We start from the raw sequence: 14,574 nt of genomic DNA on the forward strand, positions 1-14,574 counted from the left end.
AGGCATCCGTCAGAGAACCTCGGGTTCAGCGTCGGGGTTTTCGCCCACCATGCGACGGCCTTCGCGAGCCCAGGCGCCCATGCCGCCCGCGACGTTGACCGCGTCCCAGCCGCTGGCGTTCAGCCAGGCCGTGGCGCGCGCCGAGCGACCGCCCGAGCGGCAGATGACGTAGACCGGGTTGTCCTCGGGGAATTCGGAGAGTTCGCCGACTCGCGCGGGCAGTTCGCCGAGCGGGATGTGCACCGCGGCGGGGGCGTGCCCGGCGGCCCACTCGTCGTCCTCGCGGACGTCGAGCAGTGCGACGTCCGCGGGAAGGTCGCGGACTTCGGCGGTCGGAATTTCAGCAGGGCTCACCACAGGTTCCATGCTCCCATGTCAGGACGTTGTACGCGTGTGAGGAACGCTAACCGCTACGCCTTGCGGTGCCGTCCCCGGCCGGCGCGCAGCTTCTCGTCGGCCTGGCCGAAGCGGGCGACCGCGCGGTCGCGCATCAGGCCGAGCGGGTCGGGGGCGTGCAGGCGCAGCATGATGTCGTTCACCAGTTCCGGGCGGCCGGACCGGGTCAGCCGGCTCACCACGTAGGTCGCCAGGAACGCCGCGGGCACCGAGATCAGCGCGGGCTGCACGGTGTACCACGGCATCTTGTCTCCGGTGTACTCGCAAACGATGTTGTACGCCAGCGAGCCGAGCACCAGCCCGCCGCCGACGACCATCCCGGCCAGCGCGCCCGGCCAGCTGAGCTTGCGCCACCAGATGCCGAGCAGCAGCAGCGGGCTGAACGTCGACGCGGCGAGCGCGAACGTCATCCCGATCGACAGCGAGATGTCCTCGGTGCGGAAGATCAGGGTGAGCGCCATCGGGCACACCGCGACCAGCAGCGTCGCGACCCGGAAGTCCTTGACCCGGCCCGGCAGCAGGTCCGTCGACACCACCCCGGCCACGCTCACCAGCAGTCCTGAGCAGCTCGAGAGGAACGCCGCGAAGGCACCCGCCGCCGTCACCGCCGCGAGGATCTGTCCTGGCCAACCTGGCAACACCGCAGTCGGCAACAGCAGCACGGCCGCGTCGGTGTTGCCGGTGAGCAGCAGCTGCGGCACGTACATCCGCGAGAGCGCGCCCAGCATCGTCGGGAACAGGTAGAACAGCCCGAGCAGCAGCAGCACGTGCACGGTGGTGCGGCGCGCGGCCTTGCCGTCGGGGTTGGTGTAGAAGCGGACCAGGACGTGCGGCAGGCCCATGGTGCCGAGGAACAGCGCGAAAATCAGCGAGTACGTCTGCAGCAGGTCGCTGATGCCGCTCGACGCCGGATGCAGCCACGCGTCGTTCGACGTGGGCGCGTCGCTCACGATCGGCACCGGCGTGCCCGCGGCGAATTCCAGCGTCGTCCCCGAGGACACCTTGTGCGGCACGAGCGGCGACCAGCGCGCCATGCCGCCCGCGGGACCGTCGTCAATGCGGCCGTGTGCGTAGAAGAACGTCTCGGTGGTGACCTTCACGGTGACGTCGGTCTGCACCGTCACCTTGGTGTCCGACGGGAACACCGGAGGCGCGGGCGCACCGAGCGCGCGCACTCCGCCCGGGCCGCCGCCGGCGAAGAAAACCATGCACAGCACGAAAGTCGGCACGGCGATCGCGAACAGCTTGAGCCAGTACTGGAACGCCTGGACCACCGTGATCGCGCGCATCCCGCCGGCCATCACGTTGACCGCGACCAGGACGATCACGAGAAGCGCGCCCGCCCACGCCGGTACCGGAACGATCTGCGCGAGCGTCAAACCGGCGGCTTGCAGCTGCGGGACCATGTAGAGGATCCCGATGAACACCGCGCACGCGGTCGCGAACCGGCGCAGGCCGATCGAACCGAGCCGGGCCTCCACGAAGTCCGGCAGCGTGTACGCGCCGGAACGGCGCAGCGGCGCGGCGACGAACAGCATCAGCGCGAGATACCCGGCGGTGAAGCCGATCGGGTACCAGGTTGCGTCCGCGCCCTGCTTCAGCACCATGCCCGCGACGCCGAGGAACGACGCCGCCGACAGGTATTCGCCGGAGATCGCCGCGGCGTTGCGGCTGGACCGCACGGTGCGGCGGGCGACGAGGAAATCGTGCGTGCTGGTGGCACCGCGCGACGAACGGAAGCCAAGGTAGAACGTCGCGAAGGCGACCAGCGCCAAGCCGGTCAACGTCCACGGGGTCAGCTGCACGGCGTGAATCCTCGCACGACCACACGGTTTCGCGACGCGCCGCCACCAGGGCGCGCATCCCCCGCGCGGGTCAGTTCTCGATCATGTCGACGAAGTCGCGTTCGTGCCGCTCGGCGAGCCGGTTGTACCAGAGGCCGACGGCGAAGAGGAACGGGAACGGAAGCAGGCCGAGCACGAGCCACGGGATCGGGATGCCGATCACGGTGAACCGCGCGACTGCCGGGAGGAAGTAGAACAAGGCGGGCAGCATCCCGAGCACGACCAGCACGAGCACCGCGAGCCACACCGACGTCCGCAACTGCACCTTCACCAGGTCGCGGACCAGCAGTTTTCCCCAGCTGGTCTGTTCTTCCAGCTCGACGCGCCCGCGCATCCGCCCGGACGACTGCCGCGAATCGGCGAGCACCACGCGTTCCCGCTTCGGCCGCACGTGCGCGGGTTCGCTGGACCGCGGGGCCGGCTCGGGAGCCGGCGGCACCGGTTCGACCACCGCGCGGTCCTCCGGCCGCACGCCCAGCGTCGGGTCCGGTTTGCGGACTCCGTTCTCGAGCCGGTGGTAAGGGTCTTCGGGCGAGGACATCGACGGCTAGCCGCCCCGGCCGGAACCGACGATGCGGTCCTTCAGCGCCCGGGTGTGCCGCCTGCTGACCGGAAGCACTTTCTCCTCGTTGCCGATCACGACCTGGTAGCCGCCCTGGCCCATCCGCATTTCGGTGATCAGCGGCAGCGCGACCAGGAACGACCGGTGGATCCGCACGAATCCGGCCTTCTCCCAGCGTTCCTCCAACTGGGCGAGCGGGATCCGGACCAGGTGGCTGCCCTCGGTGGTGAACAACCGCGCGTAGTCGCCCTGGGCCTCGACCCAGCGCACCGACGAACGCGGGATCAGCTTCGTGGTGCCGGCCAGTTCGACCGGGATGACCTCGTCGTCGTTCTTCACTGGCTCGGCGCCGCCCTGGCCGGCGGGCGGGCCCGCGACCGTGGCCAGCTTCTCGCGCACGCGCGCGACCGAACGGTCGAGCCGGTCCTGCTGGAACGGCTTCAGGACGTAGTCGACCGCGCCGAGGTCGAACGCGTTCACCGCTTCCTCGGCATGCCCGGTGACGAACACCAGTACCGGCGACGGGTTCATCGCCGCGATCACGCGCGACATCTCCATCCCGGACAGGCCGGGCATGTCGATGTCGGCGAACACGGCGTCGACCGTCGGCAGGCCGGTTGCCCGCCGGGCAGCCAGTTCCGGGTCGTCGTGCGAGAACAGCCGCAGCGCGTCGGAGGCGTCCGAGGCCTGGAAAACGCGGTGGATGTGCGGGTTGTTCTGGAGTCCGTGGCTGAGTTCGTCCAGCCCGGCCAGCTCGTCGTCCACGGCAAGGACGATGAGTTTCCGGGTGTCGTCGTGAGCACTCACAGTGAGACGCATCCTGCCGATTGCGAGGTGCATTGTCCAGACCCCAGCCGAGAGAGCCGCTTGTGAGTGGCGTATCGGAGCCGCCGCTCACCAGCTGTCACAGGCCGAAACGCGACCAGGCCGCCTTCGTGGTGATCGCGTCCAGCACCGCGCTCGCCGCCGCGGGCGCCCCGATCCCGAGCCGCGCGAGCAGTGGTTTCTTCGGCTCCGCCACGGAAATCTCGGCATCGGGATACCGCTTGGTGACGATCTCGCGCAGCGAACCGAGCCCGTCGACCAGGCCGAGGTCGACGGCCTTGTTCCCGAGCCAGACGTCACCGGTGAACAAATCGGTGGAATCGGTCAGCCGGTCGCCGCGGCGTTCCTTGACCCATTCGACGAACAGTTCGTGGAGCTGGCTGTGCATGTTCTTCAGCCACTCGACGTCCTCGGGCTTCTCCGGGCTGAACGGGTCGAGCCGCGATTTGTTCGCTCCCGCGGTGTGCAGCCTGCGCTCGATGCCGAAGCGTTCGAGCAGCCCGGTGAACCCGAACCCGCCGCTGATGACGCCGATCGAGCCGACCATGGACGTCCGGTGCGCGTAGATCTCGTCGGCCGCGCAGGCGAGCCAGTACCCGCCGGACGCGGCGACATCCTCGGCGAAAGCGAGGACGGGCACGCCCTTTTCGTCGGCCAGCTGCCGGATCCGCTCCGCGACCAGGCCGGACTGCGTCGGCGCGCCGCCGGGCGAGTTGATCTGCAGCGCGACCGCCTTGAGCCGGTCGTGCGCGAACGCCCTGGTGAGCGCGGACTCGACGGCGCCGAGGTTGATCGCGCCACGCGCCAGCGGCGACGGCGTCGGCGTGATCACGCCGTGCAGCTTCACCACGGCGACCACGTCCTTGCGGTCACCCCGGTCGCCGAGCAGGGGAAGGCGGGAAGTCAGCTTGTCGGTCACGCTCATCTGCCCAGGCTAACCAGTTCAGTGCGCGGGCAGCATTCCCGAACGCGAGCCGTGCACTCCGTCGGGTTCCGGATCCGGCTCGACCGGCGCGGGCGGTTGCTGCGGGACGTCCGCGGAGTAGTCCGGCATGTTCGGCCGCACGCCGAGCTTGAACTTCGGCACCCGCAACGCGACCTTCATCCCGGCACCCGGCGCGGTTTCGACGGTGAGCGCGTAATCCTCGCCGAACACTTGTCGCATGCGCTGGTTGATGTTGCCGAGCCCGACGTGCGCGCCAGTGCGGTGGGCGTTGCGCAGATCGGTGAGCTGACGCGGGTCCATCCCGATGCCGTCGTCCTCGACCGTGATCAGCGCTTCGTGCCCGTCGTCCCGCGCGATCACCGTGACGCAGCCACCGCTCGGCTTGCTGGCCAGGCCGTGTTTGACGGCGTTCTCGACGAGCGGCTGGATGATCAGGAACGGCACGACGACGCTGAGCACCTCGGGCGCGATCTTCATCCGCACCTCGAGCCTGCCGCCGAACCTCGCGTTCTCGATGGTCAGGTAACGGTCGATGTTGCGCAGTTCCTCGGCGAGCGTGGTGTACATGCCGGACGTGCGGAACGAATAGCGCGTGAAGTCCGCGAAGTCCTGAAGCAGTTCGCGCGCTTCCTCCGGATCGGTGCGGATGAGCGCGGAGATCGTGTTGAGCGCGTTGTAGACGAAGTGCGGCGAGATTTGTGCGCGGAGGGCTTTGATTTCCGCCTGCTGCAACTGATTGCGAGACTCTTCCAGCCGCGCGAGCTCGAACTGCGTGCAGACGAATTGCCCCACGGCTTCAGCCATCTGCACCAGCTTGCCGCGCGTGCGCCCGACGACGATCAGCGTCGCCTCAGCCTCGCCCTCAACAAGAATGGGAACGATCGCGGCGGTCTTCATCTTGCAAGTGCCACGGTGATTGCACGGCATCTTGTTGTGATCAGCGACGGCCCGGCGATGCTTGCGCAACGCGGTCCCGATGTCCTCGACGACGTCCAGATAGTGGTCGGTGGCCTCGCCAGCCCAGGACAGCAGCGTGCCTTCACTGTCCGTGATGCCGACGGCAAGACAGTCGAGCACCTCGAGCAGCTCCGCCGTCATGCGGTTGGCGGCCTCCTCGTCGAGCCCCGCCCGGAGATTGGGCGTGGCCTTGGACATCCGGTGGACGGCCTGCAGAACGGCGTCCTGGATGACGCCCTTGGGCCGGCGCGCCCGGAAGGCGAGGACCAGCACCACGAACACCAGGATGCCGACCAGGACCCACGGGACGACCAGCGCATAGGGGAAGTCGGACACGCCGTCCATGCTCTGCGCTCGACCGACCGGGTGCAAGGTCTGCTTCCCACTTTCTGTCCAGTAGCGACGCCGAGGGTGGGCAAACCCTACCGTCACTCCCGGTGAGCGTAAGGATCTTGCGCCATTCGGGTGGTGACGGTGGCTGTGTGTCGCCGGTGGGTGGAGTGAAGGGACCGTTCATGACTACGGATGGTTAGGGGTGAGGGGTCCCTTCATTGCTTGCTAGTGCGGATGAGGGTTCTTGGGGATGGGGTGGCCGGGTGGCCCGATTGCTAGACCGGATTGGCTCCTTGCACGCGGAGCGCACGAAGATCCGATGGCTCCGGGTGCGTCGCGAGGGAACCTCCCCGCACGCGCGGCAGGAGCAAGCAGACGGGGCGGCAGGAGCAAGTGGAGTGGATTTGCCCGCCAGCCTCACGGCACCTTCCCCGCGAGACCAACCGAGGCCCATCGAGACCAACCGCAGGCCTCGCCCCCAAGACCAACCGGCACCCGTGGAGATCAACCGCAAGCCTCGCCCCAAGACCAACCGGCACCCGTGGAGACCGACCAGCGACCTTGCCCCGCAAGACCAGCGAGGCCGTGACGGACCCCCTGAGGGAATCAGCGTCCGTGAGGGTTCCCCTCACGGACATCTACGCACCGCACGAGAAACCTCCACGGACCTAGCTGCCCCAAGCAGTCCTTCCCCCCCACCACCACCAAACCGCAGCAGACGCACCCAACTCACCAAGCACCCACACCACCCCCGCACCCCGATACGAAGCCAAAAATGCGGACGACGGGTGCTTGTCAAGGCATCTTTCCCGCCTTGACAAGCACCCGCCGTCCGTCATCACAATCGGGCTTCGGGGTGCCCCCACCCACCCGGGCGCAATGTCGCCCCCAGGCGACGAGCCGCCCCCGCACCCCCTACTTCAACAACCGAGACATCCGCCGATCAGCCAACGGCTTCCCCCCAGTCTGACAAGTCGCACAATACTGAAACGACTTATCCGCAAACGAAATCTCCCGAATAGTGTCCCCGCATACCGGACAAGGCAGCCCAGTCCGAGCATGCACCCGCAACCCCGACCGCTTCTCCCCCTTCAACCTCGCCGCCTTCTGCCCCACAGACCGCGAGACCGCGTCCGTCTCCACCTCGCGAATCGCCTCGGCCAAAACCTCTAACGCACCCTCGTCCAACTTCCCCACAGTCGCATAAGGCGACAACTTCGCCCGATGCATGATCTCGTCCGAATAAGCATTCCCGATCCCCGCGATCAACGACTGATCAGTCAACGCCCATTTCAGCCGAGTCCCCTTCCCCTGGAACAACTCCCGCAACTGCGAAGCATCGATCGCCAGCGCATCCGGCCCCAACCGAGCCACGCTCGCCACCTCGGAGGGATCCGCGACGATCCACACCGCCAGACCCTTCTTCGTCCCCGCCTCAGTCAGATCGAAGCCGGGCCCGGAGGCAGACTCCAGATGCACCCGCAGCGAGATCGGCCCCTTCCCTGGCTTCAACGGAGCCGGGGACAACCCGTCCGACCAGCGCAGCCAACCGGCCCGCGCCAGATGCACCACCAGGTGCAAGTCGCCAAGGACGACATCCAGATGCTTCCCGCGCCGCGTCGCGTCGGTGATCTCGCGGCCATGCAGCTCGGTGTACGGCGGCACCGCGGTCTTCAGCACGCTGAGCGACGCGACGTCGAGCCGGAAAACGGTGCTCCCCACGGCGTGTTCGCGCAGGTGATGGGCCAGTGCTTCGACCTCGGGCAACTCGGGCATGGCACCAGTCTCGCGCGCCGGTCCCGTTCCGGCCAGGCCTATTCGACCGGGTGCAGCGGACCGTCGAAGTCCGGCAGCGAATGCTTCTGGATCGTCTTCGAGATCCGCTTCACCTCGCCGGACACGGTGAACATGCCGCGGATCGTGCCGACCCAGCGCTCCGACGGCCGGTCTCCCGCGACGTCGCCCTCGGTCTCGGCGACCACCGTCCACGGACGGCGCAGGATCCACCGCAGCGGGAAGAACAGCACCACCAGCAGCAACGCCAGCAGCACCCACGCGGGCACCTTCACGACATCGGGCGTCCAGACCACCAAAGCGATCACGAGGAACACCATGACCACGATCATCGCGATGCCAGGTCCGTAACTGCCTGCGACGTCGTGCTCGAAATCGTCCGCGGTGGCGGGAGCCCGCCATTCCATCTGGGCACGGACCACCCAATGGCGACCGTCTTCGCCGCGCACCAGCCGGTTCATTCTGTTGCCTCCCGGGCGACGTCGAACTCGGTCAACGTTACCGTGACCGTGCCGTCGAGCGCGAGGTGCTCACTGAGAGTTACTGGCGGTTTGCCGGGTTTTGGCTGTTCGGGAGCTTGCGTCCGCTGAGGAATCGGCCGAACCGGTGACATCGTTCCCGGACGTGGAGTCCGTCCTCGACGACTTCGCCGGCTCCAAAGGCTTGGTCGGCTCGGCGGACCGGGCAGACTTGGCGGGCTCCGAAGACCGAGCCGGCCCCGAAGACTTCGAGGACTTCGGGCAGCCGGACGAGTAAGCCGAACTCGACGACTTCGGACCGCCAGGCGCGACGTGTCGCGACCCGGTCGGCGGCGTCGTGACCGACGGCGGCACGTATGAATCCGGCGACGGCACATACGACGAAGGCGGCGGAGCGTAAGTCGACTTCGTGTCGTCCGTCGTCGTGCTCAGCACGCCCGGGCTCGACGAGTTGGTGGACGTGTCCAGATCCGCCCGCGACTCGGTGCTCGACGACCGGCTCGTCATCGGCGAACCCGAATGACTGGTCTCCTGGCCGGGCAGATCGTCGCGCGGCGTCGAACCGGCCGAATCCGACGTCGCCGACTGCGCATCGGAGACCGGCTGAGACGCAGGCGCCAGATGGGGCACCTCGGCCGCGCCCAGATGCGGCGAAGCACCCGGATGGACCGCGCCGCGCGCCGGCCGAGCGCTCCCGTACAGCTTCCCGGCGATGATCCGCGGACCCTGCTGCGCCGGCGGCGGAGGCTGCTCCGGCGGCTGCAACGCCAGCTCCGGCGCACCCCCGCCCAACCCGACGTCCTGCACCGGATGCGACCCGAACACCAGCGGACCGGCGGTCAGGCTCACCGCACCCGCCGCCGCGGTCGACGCCAGCGCCAGCCCGATCTTCACCTTCGAGCCGAACACCACGCTCTTCACGGTCGCGAACGCGCCGCCGACCTTCCCGATCCCGGCCAGCGCCGGCACCGCGAGCACCAGCACCCCGGCATGCGCCCGCAGCGACGAACACACATCCCGCAGCTCGTCCTGCGTCGCCCGGCACGACGGACACCCCAGCAAATGCGCCTTGATCCGCTCCGCCTCCGCGCCGGTGACGCTGCCCGCGGTGAACCCGCCCAGCTTCTCCACCACCGCGCGACACGTTTCCGGACCGCGGTTCACCGACAAATGCGCCTGCAGATACGCCGCCCGCAACCCCTGCCGCGCGCGCCGTGCCAACGCCGCCGTCGCGTTCGCCGACAGCCCGAAATGCGGAGCCACCATCGACGGCTGCTCGCCCTCGACCTCGGTCTGCCACAAAACCGTGCGCCACCGCTCCGGCAAGCTCGTGAACGCCGTCGTGATCAACGTGTGCTCGGCCGTACGGGCGGGCGTGTCCACCCCAGCGCCGGCCCGGAACGTCAGCTCGTCGTCAGTCACCGGCACGTCGCGCCGCGCGCCGTGCCACTCCCACGACACCCGCCGCGCGACCGTCAGCAGATAAGCCCGGATGTAATCCCGCGGACCCGCACCGCGGCGCAACGCCTGCAGCACGCGGAAGAAGGTCTCCGCGGTGATGTCTTCGGCCTCAGAGCGATCGGAGGCGAGGCTCTGCGCCAATCTGCGCACCGCCGCCGCGTGCAGCTCGAACAACTCCCCGAACGCGGCATCCTCGCCGTCGCGCAGCCGCTTCAAAAGTGCCTGCTCGTCGGATTCCGAGGCCGCTGGTGGCGGCGCCGTGCCCAGCTCGGTCATCCGGCAAGGCACCTCCTCCCCCGAAGGACTCACCACTGAAGTCGATTGGGGACACCATACGGAGCAGAGCGCCCGTCGTCACCCCTTGTGCGCTCGGCGTGACGCGCAAGCACCGCATCTCAGCAGGTCCACGCGTATGTCGGGGCCCCCGAAAGTGTCACCGAGGCGACGGTATAGAGTGTCTTCAACACCGAGCACCAAGCGGTTAACGCGGATGTAGCGCAGCTGGTAGCGCATCACCTTGCCAAGGTGAGGGTCGCGGGTTCGAATCCCGTCATCCGCTCAGTTCCGAAGGGCCTGTATCCACAAAAAGCGTGGATACAGGCCCTTCGCCGTATCACCCGGGGGGCCGAGCCCCCCGGACCCCCGCGGTGCTAGTGGGTGCCGGTGGGGGGTGGGGCGCGTTTGCTTGCGCAGCAAGCTAAAAGAGGCAGAGTTGAAGCTCCGGGTCGAACCTCAGGGTCTTGCCGTGTTGGGTTTTGGTGGCTTTGTTTTTTATAGCTCGTAGGTGTCTAGGGCTGTGGGGGCTATGGGGGACAGGTGCGGGTCTTTTTGTTCTGTTAATTGGCCTCTTGCCATTCGGTATACCTGGAAGGCGTTGTCGTGTTCTGGGTGCTGGTCGTCCCAGATGTGCAGGAGGCCGTAGGAGCCGGGGGCCAGTTCTCCTACTCGGGCGAAGGTTTCCAGGAGTTGCGGAGTGATGGCTCCGCCGTGCTTGTCTAGACCACCCAGATGGAGCATGGGCAGGCCGGCGCTCCAGCGCAGGTCGACCAGGTCCAGCATCGCGGCGTCGCGCAGGGAGCGGTGGACTCGCTCGACCATGCGCTCCAGCAGAGCTGCGTCGTCGTCGCCGGTCGTGGTGGCGGCGATGGTCACCCAGCCGTGGTATTCGAACACGTGCGAGACGGTAGCAGCGGCGGTGCTCAGCGGGTCAGCGCAGAGGGCTGGCCGTCCCGGCGCAGCTGGTTCGTGAGGATGCCGTCGGCGTGCTTTTCGACCGCCGGGAGCAGTTTGTCGCCGAAAACGCACAGGGTGCGTTCCCACGGGTGGCCGAGGGTGCCGTAGCTGAAATCGGCGGCGAGGAACAGGTGGTAGTCGCCGCGCGGGAAGACCGAGACCGGCCAGGCCGCGTTCTGCTGCATGCGGTGCGGCCAGAACTTGAACGACTGGTGCTGCCAGTGCAGGACCCACAGCCACTCGTCCTCGGCGGTCGTCTCCTGCAGGGCGCCCAGCACCGCGCGGGCCACGTCGTGCTCTTCGACCGCGTACGGACCCAGGCGGAACTCCGCCGAGGCGCGGTCGTACTCGCCGGTGGAGAGATCCCAGGCCGCCGAAGGGCGCGGCTCATGGAAACCCGGCCAGTCGTGCGCGAAGGTGCTCGGCCAGAACCTGAGCTTGTCGTGCACCCAATACCAAGCGGGTTCGTCAGCCACTCGCGAGAGCGGCTCCCAGGCTGCAGCAGCGTTCACTTGTCGACCTCGAAGTCATCGACCGGGCTCGAAACTGCCGAAAGCTTCGTGTCCGGGGCCGGGATTGTCCAGTCCACCGGAGCCGAGCGCCAAGCTGTCACTCGACCGGGTGGCCTGCGGACCGGGAAACACCGCCCGGTCCGCAGCTACCTCTACCCCACGCCCCCGCCAGTCATGCACGCAGCCGTTATGCGGCGCGCCACAGCGTGACGAACGCCGACGCCTCGCTGGCCGCCCACGGCCGCAGCCGCTCGCGGTCCCGCGCCGACAAAGTGAACTCCTTCGCCCGGCGCACGTCCACGACCAGCGCTTCTCCGCCCGGCAGCAGATCCGGCATGCCCTCGGTGAGCAGCCACAACGCGAGCTGCGCGGCGTCCCGGGTGAGCGGCTCCTCCTTGAAGTACAGCCAGGTGGCGAACTTGCGGCCGTTCGACTTCCGCAACCCCAGCTGCGGGCTGATGCCGATCTCCAGCTCGCCGAGCTCGAACTTCGCCCGTCCGACCTCCACCAGCTTCGGATCGCGCCTGCCGAGGTAGCGCAGCCAGCCCTCGGCGATCGCCGCGTAATGCGGGCGGGTGCGCTCGTCGGCGTTGTTGACCAGCGCGCGCATGGCCACCTCGTCCTGCCGCGCCGCCCTTCCGGCCCGGACCGCGTTCGCCGCGCGCCGGTAGTAGTTGAACGCCGCCCGGGCCGGGTCCTCGTACAACCGGCGCTGCCTGCGGACGAACGACGAACGCGACGGGCCCTTGCTGGCGCTGTACCCGACAAACGTGGGCAGCGTGACGTATGCCTGCTGGGAACTAGTCATGGGCGGCCGCCTTCCGGTGGATGGTTTCCCCAGTACACGGCCAATTTTAGAACATATGTACGACAGTTTTTGCCGCTTAACGGGTGACTGGCGGCCAGGGACCGGCGAGTACCGCCCGCGCCTGCTGCAGCACCTGTTCCTCGCAGTAGCTGACCGGCGTGACGTCGGTCGGAATCCAGGTCGCGAGCATCGCCAGCCACTGGCGCAGCTCGGAGAGCGAGGCCGGGTGGCCGAGCCGTCCGTCGAAGGCTTTGACGCTCTTCGCGGCTTGGGCGAGCGGAACGTCGCCGCGCACCATCTCGCCGAGGTGTTCGCCGAGCAATTGCCATTGGGCGGCGGTGGCGTCGGCCGGGAGTTCGATGCCCAACTCCTCGACCACGTGCGAGAAGGCGTCGGACACCGCCTGGTGGTCGTGGTAGTCGAGGGCGGCCAGTTCCGGCAGGGAGGGCGCGTCGAGGCCCTCGCCGACGGCTCGCGCCCCAGCCTCGACGAGTTCGGCAGCGGTGATGTCGAGACCGGCGAGCCGATCCACGGCAAGGGCGGCGAGCGCACCGCGCGCGGAGGACATGCCCCGATCGTACGGACGCGGCGAGTTCGCGCGGCCGGACCGCGAAGCGGGTGCCTGATCTGGGCAGATCGCGGCTGATCTTGTGCACCTGAGCCCCACGGAGCCGAGGCGCGTGGAACACTATCGCCCGAACCGGTGACAGGGGGTTGCGTGATGAGCTGGCAGGAAGAGCTCCGCCGTTTGGACGCGGAGTTGGCCGCCGGCCGCCTCGGACACGCCGAACACCGCCGCCAGCGCGACGAACTGCTCGCCGAGGCGTCGGGCGGCGGGGCGGCTTCGCCCGTGGCGTCGCCGTTGCGGCAGGACGCGCCGCCGACCAGCGGGTCACCCACCTGGAGCACACCGGCCGCCCAGGCGACTCCCACGCCTTCCGGATCGGACAGCCAGGCAGCGTCGGAGCCGAGCACCCCGGCCGCGAACACCTCCGCCGAGAACGACGCGGCCACTACGCAGGTCGTGGCGACGATGACCGAGCACGATCCGTCGACCACACTCCGGGTGGGGCCAGAGAGCATCGCATCGCCGGGCACCCCGCCCGGAGGTGCCACGACGCCGGAGCAGGGCGCCGCCAACCCGGCAGCCTCGACCAATCCGTCGGCCTCGACCAACTCGGCAGCCTCGTCCAGCCAGGCACCCTCGCCCAGCCAGGCGACCTCGCCCGGCCAGGCAGCGCCGTTCTTCTCCCCGCCGCAGAGCCCGGCCACGCCGCCGCCGAGCATGCCGGGCCAGGCCAGCCCTCCCCCGCCGCATCAGCCCCAGCAGCAGATGCCCGCGCAGCCGGGAACCTGGCCGGGCGTCGCTCCCGTGCAGTGGCACACCCCCGGCCAGCAACCGAGCCAACAGCCGGGCCAGCAGCAACAGCCGGGCCAGCCGGTCGTCGGATGGGCCAGCACCAACCCGGCGATGCCCGCGCCGGAACCGCCCGCGGTCGAGTCGTTCCTGAACTCCGCGGCGGCGACCCAGGCGACCCCAGCACCCCAGGCGACCCCAGCGACCCCGGCTTCCGAGCAGACCCAGCCCGCCTTCGCGCACACCCCGGGCACCCCGTTCTCCACCGACCGGCCGACGACCGCGCCGAGCCCCGCCGACGACCGGCCCACCGCGGTCTTCGGGGCGATCCCGGCGAACGGCAACCAGCCGGAACCGCGTCGGCTCTGGGAGGACGACGCCAAACCGCGCCGTTCGAAGCCGACCTGGCTGTTCCTGTCGCTGGCCGTGCTCGTGGTGCTGGCGCTGGTCGTCGGCGGCATCTGGTTCCTCGGCAACAAGAACGATTCGAACGACACAGCAGCACAACCGCCCGCCGCGTCGTCCGCGCCGAACACCCAGCCGCCCTCGCTCGAGGACAAGCTGCCCGCGCTGCAAGGCACGCCGAGCCCGGAAAACTCCACCATGGCGCTGGACAAGGCTGTCCAGGCCAAGGCGGTTTCCGACGCCGACGCGAACCTCATGCGCGCCGCGGGCGCGGACCAGCTCGTCTTCCACGCCTACGGGAGCACCGACGGCGGCACGACGCTGATCGCCGTCCCGACGCCGTCGAAGGCGCAGGCCGGTCAGCTCGTCCAGGGGCTGCGGCAGAACCTCGTCACCGGCGGGTTCGACAGCAGCCCGCTCGGCCCGGCGGCCACCGACCTGCTCTACACCGGCAGCAGCCCGGCCGGACGCGTGCTGGCCTTCTGGTACACCTCCGGCGGCGTCTCGGTCGGCATCGGCGTGTCGGGGCCGGTCGGCCAGGATCCGGCGGCGCTGCGGTCCCGGATGGAAGAGATCCGCGCGAAGGTCGCGGCCGCGCTGCCCGCGAGCTGAACGCACCCCGGCGCACAAGGCGACCCGCCAGGTCACGTGGGGTCGCACCC

14 protein-coding genes and 1 tRNA gene are annotated in these 14,574 nt (G+C 68.9%); 2 read left to right on the forward strand and 13 right to left on the reverse strand.

Annotated features, from left to right (window positions below; translation table 11 throughout):
• Positions 1-9 precede the first annotated feature (9 nt).
• From ACZ7OI_RS01870 to ACZ7OI_RS01910, 9 genes are all read right to left on the reverse strand, one after another.
• The gene (locus tag ACZ7OI_RS01870; protein ID WP_470262349.1) at positions 10-366 is read right to left on the reverse strand and encodes a rhodanese-like domain-containing protein; all 357 of its coding nucleotides are present in this window, start codon (positions 364-366) and stop codon (positions 10-12) included.
• A gap of 44 nt (positions 367-410) precedes the next feature.
• Positions 411-2,201 carry a sodium/solute symporter gene (locus ACZ7OI_RS01875; protein WP_470262350.1) on the reverse strand — a complete coding sequence of 597 codons (1,791 nt, stop codon included), beginning with the start codon at positions 2,199-2,201 and terminating at the stop codon, positions 411-413.
• A 70-nt stretch (positions 2,202-2,271) separates the two neighbouring features.
• Complete coding sequence (locus ACZ7OI_RS01880; protein ID WP_470228795.1) at positions 2,272-2,781, reverse strand: hypothetical protein; 510 nt, start codon at positions 2,779-2,781, stop codon at positions 2,272-2,274.
• Positions 2,782-2,787: 6 nt separating this feature from the next.
• Positions 2,788-3,621 (reverse strand): LytR/AlgR family response regulator transcription factor, encoded by an 834-nt coding sequence (locus ACZ7OI_RS01885; RefSeq protein WP_344281992.1) that lies wholly within the window; start codon positions 3,619-3,621, stop codon positions 2,788-2,790.
• Positions 3,622-3,706: 85 nt separating this feature from the next.
• A complete protein-coding gene (locus tag ACZ7OI_RS01890) occupies positions 3,707-4,552 on the reverse strand; it encodes a S49 family peptidase (RefSeq protein ID WP_470262351.1) in 846 nt (281 codons plus the stop codon).
• A gap of 18 nt (positions 4,553-4,570) precedes the next feature.
• A complete protein-coding gene (locus ACZ7OI_RS01895; RefSeq protein WP_470262352.1) occupies positions 4,571-5,875 on the reverse strand; it encodes a sensor histidine kinase in 1,305 nt (434 codons plus the stop codon).
• Between the two features lie 903 nt (positions 5,876-6,778).
• The gene (locus ACZ7OI_RS01900; protein WP_470262353.1) at positions 6,779-7,639 is read right to left on the reverse strand and encodes an Fpg/Nei family DNA glycosylase; all 861 of its coding nucleotides are present in this window, start codon (positions 7,637-7,639) and stop codon (positions 6,779-6,781) included.
• Positions 7,640-7,677: 38 nt separating this feature from the next.
• Positions 7,678-8,118, reverse strand: a complete 441-nt coding sequence (locus ACZ7OI_RS01905; RefSeq protein ID WP_067578516.1) for a DUF983 domain-containing protein — start codon at positions 8,116-8,118, stop codon at positions 7,678-7,680.
• Between the two features lie 69 nt (positions 8,119-8,187).
• Positions 8,188-9,873 carry a zf-HC2 domain-containing protein gene (locus tag ACZ7OI_RS01910; protein WP_470262354.1) on the reverse strand — a complete coding sequence of 562 codons (1,686 nt, stop codon included), beginning with the start codon at positions 9,871-9,873 and terminating at the stop codon, positions 8,188-8,190.
• A 210-nt stretch (positions 9,874-10,083) separates the two neighbouring features.
• Here ACZ7OI_RS01910 and ACZ7OI_RS01915 point away from each other — a divergent pair.
• Positions 10,084-10,156: transfer RNA gene (locus ACZ7OI_RS01915), tRNA-Gly, on the forward strand.
• Between the two features lie 212 nt (positions 10,157-10,368).
• Here ACZ7OI_RS01915 and ACZ7OI_RS01920 read toward each other — a convergent pair.
• From ACZ7OI_RS01920 to ACZ7OI_RS01935, 4 genes are all read right to left on the reverse strand, one after another.
• A complete protein-coding gene (locus ACZ7OI_RS01920) occupies positions 10,369-10,770 on the reverse strand; it encodes an Imm7 family immunity protein (protein WP_470262355.1) in 402 nt (133 codons plus the stop codon).
• 26 nt (positions 10,771-10,796) lie between these two features.
• Entirely contained in the window at positions 10,797-11,306 is a 510-nt protein-coding gene (locus tag ACZ7OI_RS01925; protein ID WP_470263420.1) for a DUF2716 domain-containing protein, read from the reverse strand.
• A gap of 223 nt (positions 11,307-11,529) precedes the next feature.
• A complete protein-coding gene (locus ACZ7OI_RS01930) occupies positions 11,530-12,150 on the reverse strand; it encodes a hypothetical protein (RefSeq protein WP_470262356.1) in 621 nt (206 codons plus the stop codon).
• 76 nt (positions 12,151-12,226) lie between these two features.
• Positions 12,227-12,718, reverse strand: coding sequence for a hypothetical protein (locus ACZ7OI_RS01935; protein ID WP_470262357.1), 492 nt, complete (start codon positions 12,716-12,718; stop codon positions 12,227-12,229).
• Positions 12,719-12,871: 153 nt separating this feature from the next.
• On the opposite strand from ACZ7OI_RS01935, the gene ACZ7OI_RS01940 reads away from it, so the two are divergent.
• Positions 12,872-14,524 (forward strand): hypothetical protein, encoded by a 1,653-nt coding sequence (locus tag ACZ7OI_RS01940; protein ID WP_470262358.1) that lies wholly within the window; start codon positions 12,872-12,874, stop codon positions 14,522-14,524.
• The last annotated feature ends 50 nt before the right edge of the window (positions 14,525-14,574 follow it).

Source organism: Amycolatopsis sp. NPDC114503 (assembly GCF_055633655.1).

What these genes read in the sequence shown, in the direction of transcription:
- ACZ7OI_RS01870 (WP_470262349.1), bottom strand. Translation starts at nt 366, where the DNA reads ATGGAACCTGTGGTGAGCCCTGCTGAAATTCCGACCGCCGAAGTCCGC.
- ACZ7OI_RS01880 (WP_470228795.1), bottom strand. Translation starts at nt 2,781, where the DNA reads ATGTCCTCGCCCGAAGACCCTTACCACCGGCTCGAGAACGGAGTCCGC.
- ACZ7OI_RS01885 (WP_344281992.1), bottom strand. Translation starts at nt 3,621, where the DNA reads ATGCGTCTCACTGTGAGTGCTCACGACGACACCCGGAAACTCATCGTC.
- ACZ7OI_RS01890 (WP_470262351.1), bottom strand. Translation starts at nt 4,552, where the DNA reads ATGAGCGTGACCGACAAGCTGACTTCCCGCCTTCCCCTGCTCGGCGAC.
- ACZ7OI_RS01895 (WP_470262352.1), bottom strand. Translation starts at nt 5,875, where the DNA reads ATGGACGGCGTGTCCGACTTCCCCTATGCGCTGGTCGTCCCGTGGGTC.
- ACZ7OI_RS01900 (WP_470262353.1), bottom strand. Translation starts at nt 7,639, where the DNA reads ATGCCCGAGTTGCCCGAGGTCGAAGCACTGGCCCATCACCTGCGCGAA.
- ACZ7OI_RS01905 (WP_067578516.1), bottom strand. Translation starts at nt 8,118, where the DNA reads ATGAACCGGCTGGTGCGCGGCGAAGACGGTCGCCATTGGGTGGTCCGT.
- ACZ7OI_RS01910 (WP_470262354.1), bottom strand. Translation starts at nt 9,873, where the DNA reads ATGACCGAGCTGGGCACGGCGCCGCCACCAGCGGCCTCGGAATCCGAC.
- ACZ7OI_RS01930 (WP_470262356.1), bottom strand. Translation starts at nt 12,150, where the DNA reads ATGACTAGTTCCCAGCAGGCATACGTCACGCTGCCCACGTTTGTCGGG.
- ACZ7OI_RS01935 (WP_470262357.1), bottom strand. Translation starts at nt 12,718, where the DNA reads ATGTCCTCCGCGCGCGGTGCGCTCGCCGCCCTTGCCGTGGATCGGCTC.
- ACZ7OI_RS01940 (WP_470262358.1), top strand. Translation starts at nt 12,872, where the DNA reads ATGAGCTGGCAGGAAGAGCTCCGCCGTTTGGACGCGGAGTTGGCCGCC.